This is a genomic window from Mucilaginibacter sp. P1_D10, from assembly GCF_056406215.1.
On sequence record NZ_JBFUAP010000005.1, the window covers coordinates 36,118 to 52,856 of the forward strand.

At 45.9% G+C, this 16,739-nt stretch carries 15 protein-coding genes; 6 read left to right on the forward strand and 9 right to left on the reverse strand.

Annotation, left to right across the window (positions count from 1 at the left end; genetic code table 11):
• Positions 1 to 28: 28 nt before the first annotated feature.
• From mtaB to ppk1, 5 genes are all read right to left on the reverse strand, one after another.
• A complete protein-coding gene (mtaB, locus tag AC1DYT_RS08910; protein WP_477469274.1) occupies positions 29 to 1,348 on the reverse strand; it encodes a tRNA (N(6)-L-threonylcarbamoyladenosine(37)-C(2))-methylthiotransferase MtaB in 1,320 nt (439 codons plus the stop codon).
• 179 nt (positions 1,349 to 1,527) lie between these two features.
• Positions 1,528 to 2,289 (reverse strand): SGNH/GDSL hydrolase family protein, encoded by a 762-nt coding sequence (locus tag AC1DYT_RS08915; RefSeq protein WP_477469275.1) that lies wholly within the window; start codon positions 2,287 to 2,289, stop codon positions 1,528 to 1,530.
• 112 nt (positions 2,290 to 2,401) lie between these two features.
• A complete protein-coding gene (locus tag AC1DYT_RS08920; protein WP_477469276.1) occupies positions 2,402 to 2,968 on the reverse strand; it encodes a UbiX family flavin prenyltransferase in 567 nt (188 codons plus the stop codon).
• 160 nt (positions 2,969 to 3,128) lie between these two features.
• Positions 3,129 to 4,016: a Ppx/GppA phosphatase family protein gene (locus AC1DYT_RS08925; protein ID WP_477469277.1), complete on the reverse strand. Its 888-nt coding sequence runs from the start codon at positions 4,014 to 4,016 to the stop codon at positions 3,129 to 3,131.
• Positions 4,013 to 6,067 (reverse strand): polyphosphate kinase 1, encoded by a 2,055-nt coding sequence (ppk1, locus tag AC1DYT_RS08930; RefSeq protein WP_477469278.1) that lies wholly within the window; start codon positions 6,065 to 6,067, stop codon positions 4,013 to 4,015. Before ppk1 ends, AC1DYT_RS08925 begins: the two co-directional genes overlap by 4 nt.
• 140 nt (positions 6,068 to 6,207) lie before the next feature.
• Between ppk1 and AC1DYT_RS08935 the strand changes: the two genes are divergently transcribed.
• Positions 6,208 to 6,699: a YajQ family cyclic di-GMP-binding protein gene (locus AC1DYT_RS08935; protein ID WP_477460387.1), complete on the forward strand. Its 492-nt coding sequence runs from the start codon at positions 6,208 to 6,210 to the stop codon at positions 6,697 to 6,699.
• Between the two features lie 659 nt (positions 6,700 to 7,358).
• Here the strand turns inward: AC1DYT_RS08935 and AC1DYT_RS08940 are convergent.
• Entirely contained in the window at positions 7,359 to 7,796 is a 438-nt protein-coding gene (locus AC1DYT_RS08940; protein WP_477469279.1) for an Hsp20/alpha crystallin family protein, read from the reverse strand.
• Positions 7,797 to 7,930: 134 nt separating this feature from the next.
• Here AC1DYT_RS08940 and AC1DYT_RS08945 point away from each other — a divergent pair, with 134 nt between their 5' ends.
• Positions 7,931 to 8,377, forward strand: a complete 447-nt coding sequence (locus AC1DYT_RS08945; protein WP_477460384.1) for an acyl-CoA thioesterase — start codon at positions 7,931 to 7,933, stop codon at positions 8,375 to 8,377.
• A 5-nt stretch (positions 8,378 to 8,382) separates the two neighbouring features.
• The gene (locus AC1DYT_RS08950; RefSeq protein WP_477469280.1) at positions 8,383 to 8,916 is read left to right on the forward strand and encodes a hypothetical protein; all 534 of its coding nucleotides are present in this window, start codon (positions 8,383 to 8,385) and stop codon (positions 8,914 to 8,916) included.
• A gap of 34 nt (positions 8,917 to 8,950) precedes the next feature.
• Here the strand turns inward: AC1DYT_RS08950 and AC1DYT_RS08955 are convergent, their stop codons facing one another.
• Positions 8,951 to 10,348 (reverse strand): FAD-binding oxidoreductase, encoded by a 1,398-nt coding sequence (locus tag AC1DYT_RS08955; protein ID WP_477469281.1) that lies wholly within the window; start codon positions 10,346 to 10,348, stop codon positions 8,951 to 8,953.
• Complete coding sequence (gene folB, locus AC1DYT_RS08960; protein ID WP_477469282.1) at positions 10,338 to 10,715, reverse strand: dihydroneopterin aldolase; 378 nt, start codon at positions 10,713 to 10,715, stop codon at positions 10,338 to 10,340. The genes AC1DYT_RS08955 and folB overlap by 11 nt, the downstream gene beginning before the upstream one ends.
• A 399-nt stretch (positions 10,716 to 11,114) precedes the next feature.
• Between folB and AC1DYT_RS08965 the strand changes: the two genes are divergently transcribed.
• Positions 11,115 to 12,296: an acyl-CoA dehydrogenase family protein gene (locus tag AC1DYT_RS08965; protein ID WP_477469283.1), complete on the forward strand. Its 1,182-nt coding sequence runs from the start codon at positions 11,115 to 11,117 to the stop codon at positions 12,294 to 12,296.
• Positions 12,297 to 12,380: 84 nt separating this feature from the next.
• Positions 12,381 to 14,519, forward strand: a complete 2,139-nt coding sequence (locus tag AC1DYT_RS08970; RefSeq protein WP_477469284.1) for a tetratricopeptide repeat-containing sensor histidine kinase — start codon at positions 12,381 to 12,383, stop codon at positions 14,517 to 14,519.
• Here AC1DYT_RS08970 and AC1DYT_RS08975 read toward each other — a convergent pair.
• Positions 14,487 to 15,839: a GH1 family beta-glucosidase gene (locus tag AC1DYT_RS08975; protein WP_477469285.1), complete on the reverse strand. Its 1,353-nt coding sequence runs from the start codon at positions 15,837 to 15,839 to the stop codon at positions 14,487 to 14,489. The two genes, AC1DYT_RS08970 and AC1DYT_RS08975, sit on opposite strands and share 33 nt — an antisense overlap.
• 431 nt (positions 15,840 to 16,270) lie before the next feature.
• On the opposite strand from AC1DYT_RS08975, the gene AC1DYT_RS08980 reads away from it, so the two are divergent.
• A complete protein-coding gene (locus AC1DYT_RS08980) occupies positions 16,271 to 16,738 on the forward strand; it encodes a DinB family protein (RefSeq protein WP_477469286.1) in 468 nt (155 codons plus the stop codon).
• The last annotated feature ends 1 nt before the right edge of the window (position 16,739 follow it).

Sequence of the window (16,739 nt, forward strand, 5' to 3'; positions counted from 1 at the left end):
CGGTATTTTCTGGGGGCGAATATAGGCTTTAATGCACTAATATTTCTTCGCTTTCTGTTATTTCAACATCACCATCGGGTGAAATTTGGGTTAAGCGCACGGCCCTTAGTTCGTTAACCAGTATTGGATCGTACTTGGTTTTTACCTTGACGTAGTTGCGGGTAAAGCCGTGCATAAAACCGTCTTTTATATCGCCTTCAAACAAAACCTTATCGGTTTTGCCCAATTGGTCCTCATAAAAAGCGCGGCGTTTCTTGTCGCTAAGGATATGCAGCATCTTGCTCCTGTCGGCACGGGCAGAACCGGGCACTACGCCTCCCATTTCGGCAGCCGGGGTGTTCTCCCGTTCCGAATAGGTAAACACGTGGAGATAAGAAATATCCAGTCCGTTTAAAAAGTTGTAGGTGTCTATAAAATCTTCGCGCGTTTCTCCGGGGAAACCAACGATAACATCCACGCCGATGCAGCAATGCGGCATTACTTGTTTTATCTTCTCAACGCGACTAACATACAGTTCGCGCTTGTAGCGGCGGCGCATCAGCCCCAATATTTTGTTGGAACCCGATTGCAGCGGGATATGGAAATGCGGCACGAACCTTTTTGATGTAGCTACGAATTCGATGATCTCGTCGCTCAGCAGGTTTGGCTCTATAGAGGATATGCGGATACGTTCGATGCCTTCTACCTCATCCAGCGCCTTTACCAGATCGAAGAATTTATCTTCGCGCTGGCCGTTGCGGATGCCGAAATCGCCCAGGTTCACTCCGGTCAATACGATTTCTTTTACGCCCGACGCAGCAATCTCACGGGCCTGCGCTACGGCATTCCCGATGGTATCGCTACGGCTTGCGCCGCGGGCCAGTGGTATGGTACAAAACGTGCAGGAGTAATCGCAGCCATCCTGTACTTTAAGGAAGGTACGGGTACGGTCGCCATACGAAAATGAGGGTACGAATTCGTTGGCCTCGCTAACCGGCTGATTATATACTAATGTCTTGGGGTTCTTGGTCAGATCGGTAAGGTACTCTACTATCCTGAATTTCTCGGCTGCGCCCAAAACCATGTCCACGCCCGGTATCTCGGCAATCTCCTTTGGTTTCAACTGAGCATAGCAGCCCACAATGGTAACGTAGGCATTTGGCGAAATCTTAAGCGCTTCCTTTACGATCTTTTTGCATTTTTTATCCGCATTATCGGTAACCGAGCAGGTGTTTATCACAAACACATCCGGTGTATTGCTAAACTCCACCGTTTCGAAACCGGCCTGCGTAAACAGGCGACCTATCGACGAGGTTTCCGAGTAATTAAGCTTACAGCCAAGCGTATAAAATGCGACTTTCTTATTCATTTTCAGCCGACAAAGGTAAGCAATTAATGAATTATTGAGTTAGTGAATTATCGACTGTAGTTAATTGGAATGTAAAACAATATCGCTAATCTTCTATTTCACCTTCTTTTTCATTTCTTTCAGCACAGCCTGCAGTATCAAATCTATGCAATTCCCGCAATAGATTTATTCGAAAACGCTTATTGGTATAAGCGCAGCTCCTCTTCTATCCCCCTGGCTATCACCGCATAACCCGTTTCGTTGGGGTGTATACCATCGCCCAGTAAGTAATCGGCTCCATGGTTCAGCATAAACGTGCGTATATCTATAAAATGCACGGTGTTTTTATCGGCAACGGCTTTCAGCGCCGTATTGAAAGCAGCGAGCCTGCCGGTGGAGTTGCCCGATGGATCGGTAAATTGCAGCAAGCGTGCTTCGTCGAGGTAGTAAATATTTACCAAAACAATATCTTTCGGTAGCCAGCCTTTGCTGTAAGCACTGTCCAAAACCAATTGATAATCGGCAGAGAATTGTGTTGGATTAAGGTCGGCAGTGTTGAGGTACACATCGTTTACGCCGTATGCAAAAAACAGGTATTTATCATTATCGGTTTTCACCGGTATCTCGCCAACGCGGTTTACCATGCTTTGGGCCGCGCTTACGCCGTTCACATATTTTTCGAGTGTTGTGCCACCGATGGCGAAGTTATAGCCATCCCAACCTGTAAACGCCGAGACGAGGCCGACCCAATTGCGCGGGTTCACAATTTTACCGTCATAGCCTTCGGTAATACTGTCGCCAAAAAAATAAGCTTTACCGGGAATATGCAAAGGGGGCTGGATGGTGGCTAGCAATGCTTTTGCGGCCTTGGCGTTTGGCGAGTCTTCATCCGGCACTACGTAATAGCTTTTTTTGCAGCCCGCTACTAGTATAATCAATAAGATGCTCAGAAGTTTTTTCATGCCAATTTGCGCCCCGCTAAAATCGGCAATTGTTGCAACTTTAGCAATGCCAGAGACACAAATTCAATAATTCATTAATTCGATAATTCAAAAATAAGTAATTCAATAATTATCAAATCCCCTCCCATCTGTAACTTTCATCCTCCAGCCCTATCAGGTCTATAACGCGGTTTACCACCGTCATGGCCAGTTCTTCTATGGTTTGGGGCTTGCTGTAATACGATGGTATAGCCGGGCAAATGATGCCACCTGCCTCGGTTACCGTTTGCATGTTGCGGATGTGAATAAGGTTCAGCGGCGTATCGCGCGCTACCAGTATCAGTTTGCGGCGTTCTTTAAGCACCACGTCGGCCGCGCGGGTTATCAGGTCGTCAGATATTCCGGAGGCTATCCGGCCCAGGGCACCCATTGAACAGGGCACAATAACCATGGTATCGAACTTTGCCGAACCCGATGCAAAAGGCGCCATGAAATCTTTTTTTGCGTAAAATTTAAAAGGATAGCTCGTATAAGCGGTGTTATCCAATTCGAACGCCCACACCTGTTTGGCGTTATCAGACATCACCACCGCCACTTCGGCAAGCTGTGCCTGCAGCGTTTGCAATTTATCCAGTAAAAGCCTGGCATATATGGCTCCGCTTGCGCCGGTTACGGCTACTACGATTTTTCTCTTCATCATCTTCGGCAGCAAAGATACGGAACAGAAAAGCAAGGGGCACAAAAAAGGGTCGAAAACAAGTTTCCGACCCTACATCTACCTATGAAAAACATGCCCTTTGAGCGGGCACTACAAATATAACAACAGTTTTTTGATTTGTAAACAATTTGTTAAAATAATTTTAACGCTGCGGGTCGAGGTTTTTTTCTATAAGTGTTTGGATGATACCATCCACCATACCCACCGTTGGCACATACATGCTTTTGATATTGGCGCACTTTAAAACCGTAAGATATATCTCGCAGGCGGGGATAATTACGTCGGCCCTATCCTGGTTTAAGCCCAAAACGTTTATACGCTCTTTCATCGAAAACGAATCGAGGTAATTGTACAGGGATTTCAGTTTAACATAGGTAAGCGGGGCGTTATCCTTCTCGTTGGATAGCTTGTAAAGCTTATTGATGTTGCCGCCCGTACCTATACCGAAAATACTTTTGAGCTGGCGCGTATGCTCGCGGATGAAATCTTTCATCTCGTTCCAGGTTTCTTCCTTATCCTGATTATCCAGTATGCGTATAGTACCCAGGTTGAACGATTGCGAAGCCAGCAGTTCGCCTTTAGAAAACAGCGAAAGTTCGGTACTGCCACCGCCTACATCTATGTAGAGATAATTCTTGTCTTTATCAATATCTATCTCCGCGTGGCTGGCGTAGATAATTTCGGCTTCATTTTGGCCGTGTACGATCTGCAGATCAATCCCCGCTTCTGCTTTTATCCGTGCAACAACCTCCTGCCCGTTCTCCGCCTCGCGCATGGCGGAGGTGGCGCAGGCCATGTAATCGGTTACTTTAAAAACATCCATCAGGTTTTTAAAGGCCTGCATAGATTTTACCAGATCATCGGCCTTTTTATCGGAGATGCGCTTGTTTAGAAAGGCATCGTCGCCAAGCCTTACAGGCACGCGCACCAGCGTATTCTTCTTGAACGAAATAGAACCGTTATTCTCTATAATATTGGCTATCAGCAACCTAACGGCGTTAGAACCTACATCAATGGCAGCGTATCTCAATTTGTGGTGTTTTTGTTTTTAAGGTATGTGTAAATATCTATCTGGGCGCGGGTAAGCGTATCGGCCTTGGTTTTGTGGTATTTGTTGGCGGCACTCCCGGTAATTTCGCGGGCCTTGGTATTATCGCGCAGCTGGATATCAATAATGTCGCGTACTTCTTTGCGCAGGTTATCGTCGTAAATTGGGAAGCCTACCTCTACCCTGTTCTCTATGTTGCGGGTCATGAAATCGGCCGAGGTAAGGTACATCACTTCGTTGCCGCCGTTGCCGTAGATATGCACACGGGCATGCTCCAGGTATTTATCAACGATGCTGATCACCTCGATGTTCTCGCTGAAACCCTTCTGTCCGGGTATAAGGCAGCACATGCCGCGTATGATCATCTTTATCTTAACCCCTGCGTTGCTGGCCTGGTATAGTTTAGCTATCAGCTGCTCATCGGCCAGGCTGTTCATCTTGAATATCATATACGCCTTTTTGCCGGCTTTGGCCAGTTTTATCTCATTATCTATCAGCTTATAAATGGCCGGCCGCGAATCTATAGGCGATACGATGAGATGCTTCAGATCCTTAGGCAGCGTCAGTTTTATCAGTGCCTTAAAAACGTTCACCAGGTCGCCCGTCAATCGTTTGTCGGCGGTGAGCAGGGTGTGGTCGGCGTATATTTTGGCGGTTTTTTCGTTGAAGTTGCCGGTAGAAAGGCAGGCATAATAAGCCGGCTTGGCCTTTTCTATACGGGTAACCAGGCATATCTTGGAGTGTACCTTATAGCCATCGATGCCATAAAGCACGTTTACACCCTCCTCTTCCAGCCTGTTGCTCCAGTAGATGTTGTTCTGCTCGTCGAAGCGGGCGCGCAGCTCTACCAGGCAGTTCACCTTTTTGCCGTTTTTGGCAGCATTGATGAGGGCGTAGATAATCTTGGAGTTTTCGGCCAGGCGGTAAACGGTTATGCTTATCTCCTTTACTTTTGGATCTATAGCCGCCTCGCGCAAAAAGTGTATCACGTAATCGAACGACTCATAGGGCGTGCTAATGAGGTAATCGCGCTTAGCAATCAGTTCCATCAGGCTTTTGCCGAACGATAGCCCCTTAAGCGGCAATGCACGGTTTTTGACGTATTCCAGCTCAGGCCGGCCCACGTTGGGGAAGCTGATAAAATTCTTGAAATTTTGGTAACGGCTTCCGGGTATCAGGTTCTCGCCCTGCAGGCGCATTTTCTTCACCAGGTAGCCCAGCATGTCGGGGGGCATTTCGGTATCGAACACCAGGCGCATGGGCTTGCCTTTGCGGCGCTTTAAAAGGCTTTTGGCCAGCGAATCGATAAATTTCCCGCTCACCTCCTTATCCAGGTCCAGTTCTGCATCGCGGGTCAGCTGTATGGAGTACGCCTCTATGCTATCATGTTCGAAGATGAAGAAGATATCCTCGAGGCTGTAGCGAATGATATCATCCAGCAGGATAATGAATTTGAGCTTATTTGTCTCGGGCAGTACCAAAAAACGCGACAGGTTATCGGGTATCTCTATAAGTGCGTAGCGGAACTTTTTGCCCTTGGTGAGTTTTACGAAGAAGTATATCGCGCGGTCGCGCAGTTCGGGCAAGGGCAGTTCATCATCCAGCATGATAGGCACCAGGGTAGATAGCAGCCTCTCGCGAAAGAAATCCTTTACGAATTCGCCGCGGGTTACGTTCAGCTGCTTATCGTTCAGCAGGAATATTTTTTCCTCGGCCAGTTCCTTTACAATGATGTTCTCGTACAGGTTGTTGAATTTCTTCTCCTGCTTCACCACGATGTTTTTGATCTGGTTGAGCAGTTTTTTGGGGTTGTAACCTAAAATTTCTTTGGCTTTTTCGTTGAGGTTGGCCAGGCGGCTCAAGGTTGCCACGCGCACGCGGTAAAACTCATCCAGATTGCTGGAGAAGATGGCTAAAAACTTCACGCGTTCTATAAGCGGCACGGTTGGGTCGGCAGCTTCCTGCAAAACCCTGTCGTTAAAATATAGCCAGCTTATTTCCCTGTTAACTAACGGAATGTTTTTAGTATCCATAAAGCACAAATCTGCCTTTTTATTTGTTAAGATAATATTAAATAATTGTAATAGATGCAAAGCAGGTAAACCAAATATCTGCATTATAGTTTATAGCATATGCAAATGTTACCTTAGCTTTGCATTTTAAAATAACCATTATGCCTTCATTTGATATAGTAAGCAAGATAGACGGACAAACGCTGGATAACGCCATCAATACCGCCAAGAAAGAAATTTTGAACCGTTACGATTTTAACGGTAGCAAGAGTACCATAGATCTGGATAAGAAAACAAACGAAGTAACTATTGTTACTGAGGATGATATGCGCGTAAAGGCGATAGAGGACGCGATTATCAGCCGCATGTCTAAACAAGGGCTCGACCCAAAAGCCCTCGATTTTGGCAAGGAGGTTTACGCATCGGGCAATATGATTCGCAAGGAGATAAAAATCAAAGAAGGCATCGATAAAGAAGCTGCGAAGAAAATAGTAAAGAAGATAAAAGACAGCAAGCTAAAGGTAGAAGCCAGCATCCAAAACGACCAGGTGCGCGTTACGGCCAAAAAAATCGACGACCTGCAAGCCGTTATCGCGCTGTGCCGTACCGAAGATTTCGGCCAGCCCTTGCAGTATATCAATATGAGGGCGTAGGTTGGATTTACGATTTTAGATTTACGATTTTAGAATTACCTTCAGGGGACGTAGGTTAGAGTTGAGATATACGATTAGTTTATGGCCGATCATCTTTTAAGAGGCATACTGAGCTTATCCTGCTTAAGATGAGTTAACACGAATTAAAAAAATTAAGGCGAATTTCACGAATCGTTGTGGCTAATTATCTTTTAACAGGTATACTGAGCTTGTCCTGCTTAAGATTAAGTTAACACGAATTAAAAAAATTAAGGCGAATTTCACGAATCGTTGTGGCTAATTATCTTTTTAATTTACCGCCTGGACGAATCTAAAATTCGTCCAATCCGATTAAATTCGTAAAAATTAGTGTTCACTCAAATCGTTGTGGCTACCCGAATTTTATTGCCATGAGGACGAAGCTAAAAATCCGTGCAATCCGATTAAATTCGTAAAAATTCGTGTTCACTCAAGTCGTTGCGGCTAACTGGATTGAGTTTAATATCTAAGATCGCAAATAAAAAAGACCAGCCCTTGCGGACCGGCCTTTCAACTAAACCAAACTTATGAAAACACTCTTCAATTAGCCTCACCTAAATCCTCTCCAAAGGAGAGGACTTTAAAGAATTTCCACTCCCTCTCCTTTGGAGAGGGCCGGGGTGAGGCTCCTAACTCTTCAATTATTTTACAGCTATTTCCCTTGATTGGAATTTAGCTTCTTCTCTTTTAGCAACGGTTAATTTCAAGATACCGTCAGCGTAATCAGCTTCGATTTTTGCGTAATCGGCGCTATCTGGCAAAGTGAATGAGCGTACGAAAGAGTTGTAGCTGTATTCGCGTTTGCTGTATTTTTTTGTCTCCTGGTTGTTTTCGGTTTTCTTTTCAGCCGATATGCTCAGCACGTTTTTATCCAGGTTTATTTTAAAATCTTCTTTCTTTAAGCCAGGTACTGCCAATTCTATCTGGAATTCGTTGTCGTTTTCGGCAATGTTTACTGCCGGTACACGGGCAACCAATTTGTCGCTTAAAAACGAATCGTTTACGATAGAATCGAATACATCGCTAAAGAATGGGTTAGCGTTAGCTTTCAGTCCGTTGTTGAATTTTACTAATGTCATTTTTATATCCTCCTGAGTTTTTGTTTTGTTAACTTCGTTGAAGATTTATCAACTGTTATACCAACAGGTAAAATCGCGCGTTTACAAGACAGGATGTCTGTAAAATAAAATTCTATCAGACAATTTGTCATAACATGGCTGAAAAACTGACCGATTACAAGTATAAAACCGATATTGCTATCCGCTTTTCGGATATCGACAGCGTGGGGCACGTGAACAACGCGGTGTACCTTACCTATTTTGAAGTTGCCCGTTTCAACTACTGGCGCGATGTAGCCCACTGGAATTTAAAGGAAACGGGCATTATTGTGGGCCGGTCGGAGATCAACTACCTAAAACCCGTTACTATTGATGACCGCCTGGTTTGCTACGTGCGCGTTATCCGCATAGGCAACAGTAGCTTTGATGTAATGCACGTACTGGTAAAACTTACCGATAAAGGCGAAGAGATCTGCACCACATGCAAAACCGTGTGCATCAGTTACGATTATACCGCCGGCAAATCTGTCTCTATCCCCAGGGAAGGCAGGCAAAAGATGATTGATCATGATGAGCCGAGACTGATTTTGAATACGAACTGAGAGAAGTGAAAAACTATTATCAAGATTTAGAAAGGAGATTCACCGTTGGCAGATTAGAATTTAGAAATCTAACTAATTCAGATGTTCTAATACTTGGTGCCTATTCAGTCGCTGTTTTAACTCAAGTGATTATAAGGGTAATCGATCCTCAACGGGCCTTCCCTTACTTGCTTTTTACTGCTCTTGCAGTTGGAATTTTGACAGTATCAACGCCTATTGGTTTGCGCTTTAGGAGTGTTTATTTCTCAATAATTTGGTTTTTAAACTGCTGCCTGCTTTTAATCAATGGTTCAAGTCTTTGTGTGGTTCCATTGGTAACCTTCTTACTTTATCATATTGTACGCGCTTTTTTCTGGAGACAATACGGCAAAGAATTTATTCCTTATCAAGTGACAAGAGGAGGTTACGACAGATATGTAAGCAAAATAGAAGGCAGGGGCGGTTACAAAGAAGACAAAAAAGCTATGAAAATCTTGTTTTGGGTAGGGTTAATTTTAATTTTTGCCGGACTTTTCGGCATTGTTGAACAAGCCAACTGATGCTTGTTTACCTAAAAACAGCACATTTTCGCATCTAAAAAATTTTCCCGGGGTTCAAAATCCCATTCGGGTCAAACACAGCTTTAATACCCTTCCATAATGCAAAATGCATCGGCGTGTACTTCAAAGGCATAAACTCTTTTTGCACTACCCCTATCCCATGCTCGCCAGAGATAGTGCCGCCGAGGCTCACAGTTAGTTCGAAGATTTCGGTAATGCCGGCCTTCAGTTTATTGTTCCAGTCTTCATCGCTCATACCGGCTTTGATAATGTTTACGTGCAGGTTGCCGTCGCCGCAGTGGCCATAGCAAACCGATGAAAAGCCATAGCGGCTGCCGATTTCCTTGATGCCGTTAATAAGCTTGGGCAATTCGGCACGGGGTACCACCGTATCTTCCTCCTTATAAACAGAGTTCGATTTTACCGACACCGCCATGGTGCGGCGTATGCGCCATAACTCCTCTTTCTGCGCCGAGGTATCCGCGAAGAGCACGTCGCGGCAGTTGTGAGCCTCTAAAACTTCGTTTATCTTTTCGCAGTCGGCAAAAATCACATCCTGGTTTGTGCCATCGGCTTCAATCAGCAGGAATGCTTCTGCCCCATCCTGCAGGTCGAAAGTTAGCCCATCATGCTCTATCACCCATTCAATCCCCTTGCGTTCCATAAACTCCAGCGCGGATGGTACCACCCCTGCCCTGAATATGGCCGACACCGCCGCGCATGCATCTTCGTTGGTGTTGAAAGAAGCCAGCATCAAAGCATCCAGCGTTGGCCTGGGTATCAGCTTCACTACAATTTTAGTAACAATGGCCAGCGTACCCTCGCTGCCTATAAGCAATTGGGTTAGGTTGTAGCCTGAGGCATATTTAAGCGTATTGGCGCCCGTCCAGATGATTTCGCCGTTGGGCAGCACCGCTTCCATGTTCAGCACATACTCGCGGATGGTGCCATATTTAACCACCCTTGGCCCGCCGCTGCAGTTGGCCACATTGCCGCCAATAAAACAGCTGCCTTTGCTGGCCGGATCTACCGGGTAAAGCAGCCCTTTTTCGGCAACGGCGTTCATAAATATTTCCGTGATAACGCCGGGCTCTACGGTAGCCTGCAGGTTTTGCTCGTCTATATCCAGGATCTGATTAAAGCGTTCCATGGATATCATCAGGCCGCCGTTGATAGCCAGTGCGCCACCTGCGAGGCCGGTACCTGCCCCGCGTGGGGTAACGGGTATCAGGTTCTCGTTGCAAAACTTCATCAACGCTGCCACCTCCTGCGTATCCTTTGGCTTGGCCACTACTTCGGGGTAATAAACCAGGTCCTCGGTTTCGTCGTGGCTGTAATCTGCTATCGCTGCCGGGCTGCTCAATACGGCTTCGGCACCCAAAATATCGGTTATGGCGGCAAGCATTTCCGCGCTTATCTTATTAAATGCCATGCTTTGCTTTATCTTTGTTATAACTAATGCTCACTACCGAATTCTGCACCGGACCGCCCAAAGCGGGGTGCGCTTTTTTGATAGTGACCGAGGCTATCTTAACATAACTATACTTAGCCGCAATACCGTCAATAATGCCCTGCGCAACGGTTTCGATCAATTTACGCGTGTGTAGCATCTCGGTTTTGGCTATGAGGTAAAGCTCCTCGTAGTTTACGGTGTTGGCAATCTTATCATCGTTAAAATCGTAGGAGTTTTCAAAAACCACCTCAATATCTACCACAAAACGGGTACCCAAAAGCTGCTCCTGCGGGTAAAACCCGTGATAAGCAAAAAACTCCGCGCCCTGTAAAGCCACTTTTACCATAAGCCAAAAGTAGTGGATTATTTGACAAAAATCAGTTTAATACAAAAGTGCAAGGGGAAGATTATTTCTCGCAAAGGCGCCAGGACGCAAAGGTTTTTAAGGACAGGTGTTATCATATTCGTTAAGATTTCCGCCAATGGTTAAGCTTAAATTCGTGCTTTTTCTTTCTTTGCGCCTTCGCGCCTTTGCGTGATAAAAATCATCACTAATCCTGCAAAATCCATCTTTCCCTTAATCCTGTAAAAAAACTTCAAAAATAAATTCGTGTAAAATCTATGTTTAAACCGTTTAAACCTGCTTTTTGCCAAAAAGCGCCTCCAACCTATCAAAAACAACGATTTCGAGCTCCTTTAATCGTTAAATCGTGTATATATTTGAGGCAACCAATACGATACTGCCATGGCCAAAACCGACTTGTACGAAGCACCGGATTACTACCAGATTGACGAATTTTTATCAGAAGAGCATAAACTCATCCGCCAAAGCGTGCGCGATTGGGTGAAGAAAGAAGTAAGTCCCATTATAGAAGATTATGCCCAGAAGGCCGAGTTCCCCAAACAGCTGTTAAAGGGACTGGCAGAAGTAGGCGCATTTGGCCCTACTATTCCTGTGGAATATGGCGGCATGGGGCTTGATTACATGGCCTATGGCATTATTATGCAGGAGATTGAGCGCGGCGACTCGGGCATACGGTCTACCGCATCGGTACAGGGTTCATTGGTAATGTACCCTATCAATGCTTATGGTTCCGAAGAACAAAAACACAAATACCTGCCCAAACTGGCATCCGGCGAACTAATGGGTTGCTTCGGCCTTACCGAACCCGACCATGGCAGCAACCCAAGCGGCATGACCACCAATATAAAAGACAAAGGCGATCATTACCTGCTCAATGGTGCAAAAATGTGGATATCCAACTCCCCTTTTGCTGATATTGCCATTGTATGGGCAAAGGATGAGGAAGGCAAAATACGCGGGCTTATTGTAGAGCGCGGCATGGAAGGCTTCAGTACGCCAGAAACGCATAACAAATGGAGCCTGCGCGCATCTGCCACCGGCGAATTGGTGTTCGATAACGTAAAGGTGCCTAAAGAAAACTTGCTGCCTAACGTAAGCGGCTTAAAAGGCCCGCTGGGCTGCCTCAACCAGGCACGTTACGGCATTGCCTGGGGTGCGCTAGGTGCAGCCATGGATTGCTACGATACAGCCTTGCGCTATTCAAAAGAACGCGTGCAATTCGGCAGGCCGATAGCCGGTTTTCAGCTCCAGCAGAAAAAACTTGCCGAAATGATAACCGAAATAACTAAAGGGCAATTATTGGTTTGGCGCCTGGCAACTTTAAAAAATGAGGGCCGCGCTACACCTGCGCAGATATCAATGGCCAAGCGCAATAGCGTTGAAACGGCCATCAATATAGCCCGCGAGGCCAGACAAATGCTCGGCGGCATGGGCATTACAGGCGAATACCCGATAATGCGCCATATGATGAATCTGGAATCGGTAATTACGTATGAAGGCACGCACGATATACATTTGTTGATAACGGGTATGGACATTACCGGCGAAAACGCTTTTAGTTAATAAATTAAGGTTCTGTATAGCCGAAATATGTCTCCGAATATTATATTTGTTGTCGGAGTTTCTTTACCTACCCTATAAACATTGATGCACGAAATTTATTCTTCAGGCAGCAAATTATCCAAACGTAACTGGTGGCTTTATTGGCTATTGCCCCTTATTGCGGCTTGTGGGCAGGAAAAACCTACCGATACCGGCGAGTATTCTGAAGAATATTTAACTATACAGAAACAGGCCGATAAGATTTGGGGGCTTAACAACAGCGCCAGGGCCGTGCATTATATGGATTCGGCGTTCCGCAAACTGCCAAATGCCACCATCAACGATAAGTTCCGTTTTTACGCTTTTCACTACGTGCACTACCAAAAGTTGCTGCACGATTATAAAACCAGCCTGTTATATGCCGATAGCATGATTGCTATGGCCAAAAAGAGCGTTACGCCCAAGCAATACTCCGAAAATTATCCGGAGGCCAATTTTGCACTTGGAGATGCCTATTTCGAACTGAAGCAATTCAACGATGCTTATCAGGCATACTATGAGGGTTACCTTGCAGGCAAAAACTACCTCAATTCCGCTGCGCTTGCCGATTATACCTACCGCATGGGCATGATTATGTACAAAAAGGCGCAATACAAACTGGCTGCAAACTACTTTAAGGATAGCTACCGGCATAGCGGCAGCGACAGTTACACGCTGAATAAAGACTTCGTGAGCTTTTACCGCCGCCAGGAACTGTTAGATAATATAGGCCTCAGCTACAGGCACAATAACGAGAACGATAGCGCCGTGGTTTATTTCGATAAAGCTCTGCAGCTCATTAGCGATAACGCCGCTAATTTCCCCGACAGGAAACTGCATATCGATATGGCTTCCGGGGTGGTCTATGGCAACAAAGCCGAGGTTTATATCCAAAAAAATCAGGATCAGATGGCTATCGCCCTGCTAAAAAGGAGCATCGATATAAACTTAAAATCGGGGTACGATAACAGGGATGCGCAGTTAACCGAGGTAAAGCTGGGCAATTTATACCTTAAAGCAAATAAGACCGATTCTCTTGCATTGCTGTTAGGAAACCTGCGTGCGCAACTCGACACCACCAAAAACCCCGATGCCGAGGCCGATTACAACCGCCTGATAGGCAATTACTATCTAAAAAAGAACGACTTAAGCAAGGCCATAAGCCACATACAACGTTATAACTATCTTAAAGATTCGCTGGCAAAAAACGCCAGCCTGCTAATGGAAAGCGATGTAAACCAGCAGGTGGCCAATTACGAAAAGCAGCACGAGATTGACCTGTTGAGCAACGATAACAAACTGCAGGTAATATACATTTACGCCATTACGCTGGTGGCCATACTTACGGTCATCATCATGTTTTTGGTGTTCCGCAACTGGCGGCGGTCTAAACGCGATGTGCTTACAGTAAACATCCTGAACCAGCAGATTAACGAACAGAACCATGTGCTGGAAAACACACTTACCGAACTGAACAACAGCAGCCAGGAAAAAGACCGCATACTGCGCACCGTAGCGCACGATTTGCGCAACCCCATCGGCGGCATAGCTTCGTTAACTGGCATGATGGCCGAGGACGATTATACCGACGAGCAAAAGGAACTTATAAACCTGGTTAGAGAAACATCGGTAAACTCACTGGAACTGATAAACGAGATACTGGAGGCAACCAACATCGCTTCGGTGCATTTGAACCTGGCACCGGTAGAGATAAATTCGCTGGTAAACAACAGCGTGGAGTTGCTCCGGTTCAAAGCCGCCGAAAAAGGACAGAAAATATTTTTAGAAACGTCGGAAAAACAACAAGAACTAGTAGTAAGCCGCGAAAAAATATGGCGGGTTATCAGCAACCTCATTAGCAATGCCATTAAATTTAGCCCTACGGGTGAAACCATTACTGTGAAGGTGACGAATAACGACAATGCTGTGGTAATATCCGTAAAAGATAATGGTATCGGCATCCCCGAAAAGTTGCAGACCGAAGTATTCAATATGTTTACCAGTGCGCAGCGGCCCGGTACCGATGGGGAAAAATCCTTTGGCCTGGGCTTATCTATATGCAGGCAGATTGTAGAGAAGCATAATGGTAAGATATGGCTCGAAAGCAGCGACGGCCAGGGCACTACGTTCTTCGTAAGCCTGCCGGTGCAGCCATTGGATATCGCAAACAACTCACCTCAAAAAGCTAGCGTACCAGTGTCCTGAGGCTTTAATGATGCGTTTTTGGGTGTCAAAATCAATATGTATCAGCCCAAACCTGGGGTGGTAGCCTTCGGCCCATTCAAAATTATCAGTTAGCGTCCACACAAAATATCCTTCCAACCTGCAGCCTTCCTGTTTTGCCTTAAGTACCTGCTGTAAATGCGTTTGCAGGTAATTCACACGCTTTGGGTCGTCAACCGCGTCGCCCTCTACGGTATCCGGGAAAGCCGCACCGTTTTCCGTAACTATTATCTTCTTTACCTGCGGATAGCTGTTGAATTTATGGATCATGTGGTAAATAGCAGGCGGGTGTACCTCCCATTTCATGGAGGTAAGCTCCACTTTCCGGCCCTCGGCCTTAACCAGCCGGGCACCGATGTATGGCGTAAAAAAAGAATATTTTACGATTTCGCGAGTATAATTCTGCAAGCCAATAAAGTCGAAATCGTAATGCAGGTTATCCTCATCGCCCGGCTTAAAATATTTTTGGATACCTTTCAAAGCCGAAACTTCCGTTGGGTAGCCAAGGCCCAGTATTGGTTCTAAAAACAAGCGGTTGATTAGCGCGTCGGCACGTTTTGCAGCAGCAACATCGCGCGGCTTATCAGAATAAGGTTCGATATATGAGCAAGAGAAGGTAGTACCCATATGCGCATGCGGCAATGCCTTGCGCAGCGTTTTAGCCCCCGCCACCAGGCTAAGCACCGCGTGATGTACGGCCGGCAAAAAGTTACGCAGCCCCATCCGCCCGGGTGCATGTATGCCCAAAAAGTAGCCCGCGCCGGTAAATACGGCTGGCTCGTTCATAATCATCCAGTTTTTTACCCGGTCGCCAAAAGCATTCGCGCAAATCTGCGCGAAGTTGGTAAACCAACCGATGATGTCGCGGTTGGTCCAGCCGCCCTTGTCTTCCAGCGCTTGCGGCAAATCCCAATGGTAAACGGTTAGCCATGGCTCAATGCCTTGCTGCAGGCAATAATCGATAACGTTGTTGTAGTGATCAATCCCGGCCTTGTTTACTTCGCCGATACCCTGCGGCAATATGCGCGACCAGGCAATGGAGAACCTGAAGTTGGGTATATTAAGCTTTTTTACCAGGTCGATATCCTGGCGGTAGTTGAGGTAAAAATCGCAGGCCTGGGTATGGGTATCGCCGTTAAGTATCTTGCCTTTTTTTGCGGTAAAGGTATCCCAGATAGATTTACCTTTGCCCTCGGCATCGCATGAGCCTTCCGTTTGAAGTGCCGCAGTAGACACCCCCCAGGCGAAATCCGGGCCGAATTGTTTTTTATCGAGTTGAATTACAGGACGTTCAGATGCCATTAATTTGAGCTGGTGCGAGGCCCAAAATGTACATTATAATTGTATATACGAAACGATTCCGTAAAAATTAGTGCTTGAACGATGAGCGCATGCTTTTCAGGAACAGGTATTCGCGTATATCGTTAATAAAGCCGGTTAGTTTGCTGAAGAGTTTCATGGTGCTTTGCTTTAATTTGTATATCACTAATGTAAGGCAACCATGTGTGCTTAAAGTGTTGTTTATGTTATGATTAGGTTAAGGGTGTCTGAATCAGAATTTTCAGAATTAAAGAATTTTCAGAATGCCTTACCGACATTCAAATATTCTGTTCATCTTAAAATTCTGCAAATTCTGATTCAGACATTCAATTCGTGAAATTCGTCTCAATTAGTGCTATTCGTGTTCACTCAATCCGTGGAATTGGCGTTTATAATTTTTACTTTTGTGGGCCATGAAAAACTATTTTATCCGCCTGTTTAATTACGATACCCACGCCAACAAGCAAGCTACCGGGCTAATGTTACAGTACCCCAACGTACCACAACCGGCGGGGCTGATGGCGCACATGCTGGCGGCGCAGCAAACCTGGTTAAAACGGTGCAAACACCTTCCGGCACCGGGTGGCCCGCTGTGGCCCGAAGGCCGGGTAGAAAGCTTCGAAGAGACTATAGATGCTAACCACGCAGATTGGATAGCCTATCTGGAAACCTTGCAACCTGCCGATTTTGACACGATAATTACCTATAAGAATACCAAAGGAGAGGCGTTTGAAAATACCTTAAGCGATATACTGGCCCATGTGATAAACCATGGAACGCATCACCGTGCGCAGATTGGCCAGCACCTTAAGCAAGCCGGCGCTGAGCTGCCTATTTTTGATTATATCTTTTACATCCGAACCCTTGAAAATAACATCTGAC

Bases quoted from the DNA above. Each gene is read 5' to 3' on its own strand.
- mtaB (WP_477469274.1), bottom strand. From the start codon at position 1,348: ATGAATAAGAAAGTCGCATTTTATACGCTTGGCTGTAAGCTTAATTAC.
- AC1DYT_RS08915 (WP_477469275.1), bottom strand. From the start codon at position 2,289: ATGAAAAAACTTCTGAGCATCTTATTGATTATACTAGTAGCGGGCTGC.
- AC1DYT_RS08920 (WP_477469276.1), bottom strand. From the start codon at position 2,968: ATGATGAAGAGAAAAATCGTAGTAGCCGTAACCGGCGCAAGCGGAGCC.
- ppk1 (WP_477469278.1), bottom strand. From the start codon at position 6,067: ATGGATACTAAAAACATTCCGTTAGTTAACAGGGAAATAAGCTGGCTA.
- AC1DYT_RS08935 (WP_477460387.1), top strand. From the start codon at position 6,208: ATGCCTTCATTTGATATAGTAAGCAAGATAGACGGACAAACGCTGGAT.
- AC1DYT_RS08940 (WP_477469279.1), bottom strand. From the start codon at position 7,796: ATGACATTAGTAAAATTCAACAACGGACTGAAAGCTAACGCTAACCCA.
- AC1DYT_RS08945 (WP_477460384.1), top strand. From the start codon at position 7,931: ATGGCTGAAAAACTGACCGATTACAAGTATAAAACCGATATTGCTATC.
- AC1DYT_RS08955 (WP_477469281.1), bottom strand. From the start codon at position 10,348: ATGGCATTTAATAAGATAAGCGCGGAAATGCTTGCCGCCATAACCGAT.
- folB (WP_477469282.1), bottom strand. From the start codon at position 10,715: ATGGTAAAAGTGGCTTTACAGGGCGCGGAGTTTTTTGCTTATCACGGG.
- AC1DYT_RS08965 (WP_477469283.1), top strand. From the start codon at position 11,115: ATGGCCAAAACCGACTTGTACGAAGCACCGGATTACTACCAGATTGAC.
- AC1DYT_RS08970 (WP_477469284.1), top strand. From the start codon at position 12,381: ATGCACGAAATTTATTCTTCAGGCAGCAAATTATCCAAACGTAACTGG.
- AC1DYT_RS08975 (WP_477469285.1), bottom strand. From the start codon at position 15,839: ATGGCATCTGAACGTCCTGTAATTCAACTCGATAAAAAACAATTCGGC.
- AC1DYT_RS08980 (WP_477469286.1), top strand. From the start codon at position 16,271: ATGAAAAACTATTTTATCCGCCTGTTTAATTACGATACCCACGCCAAC.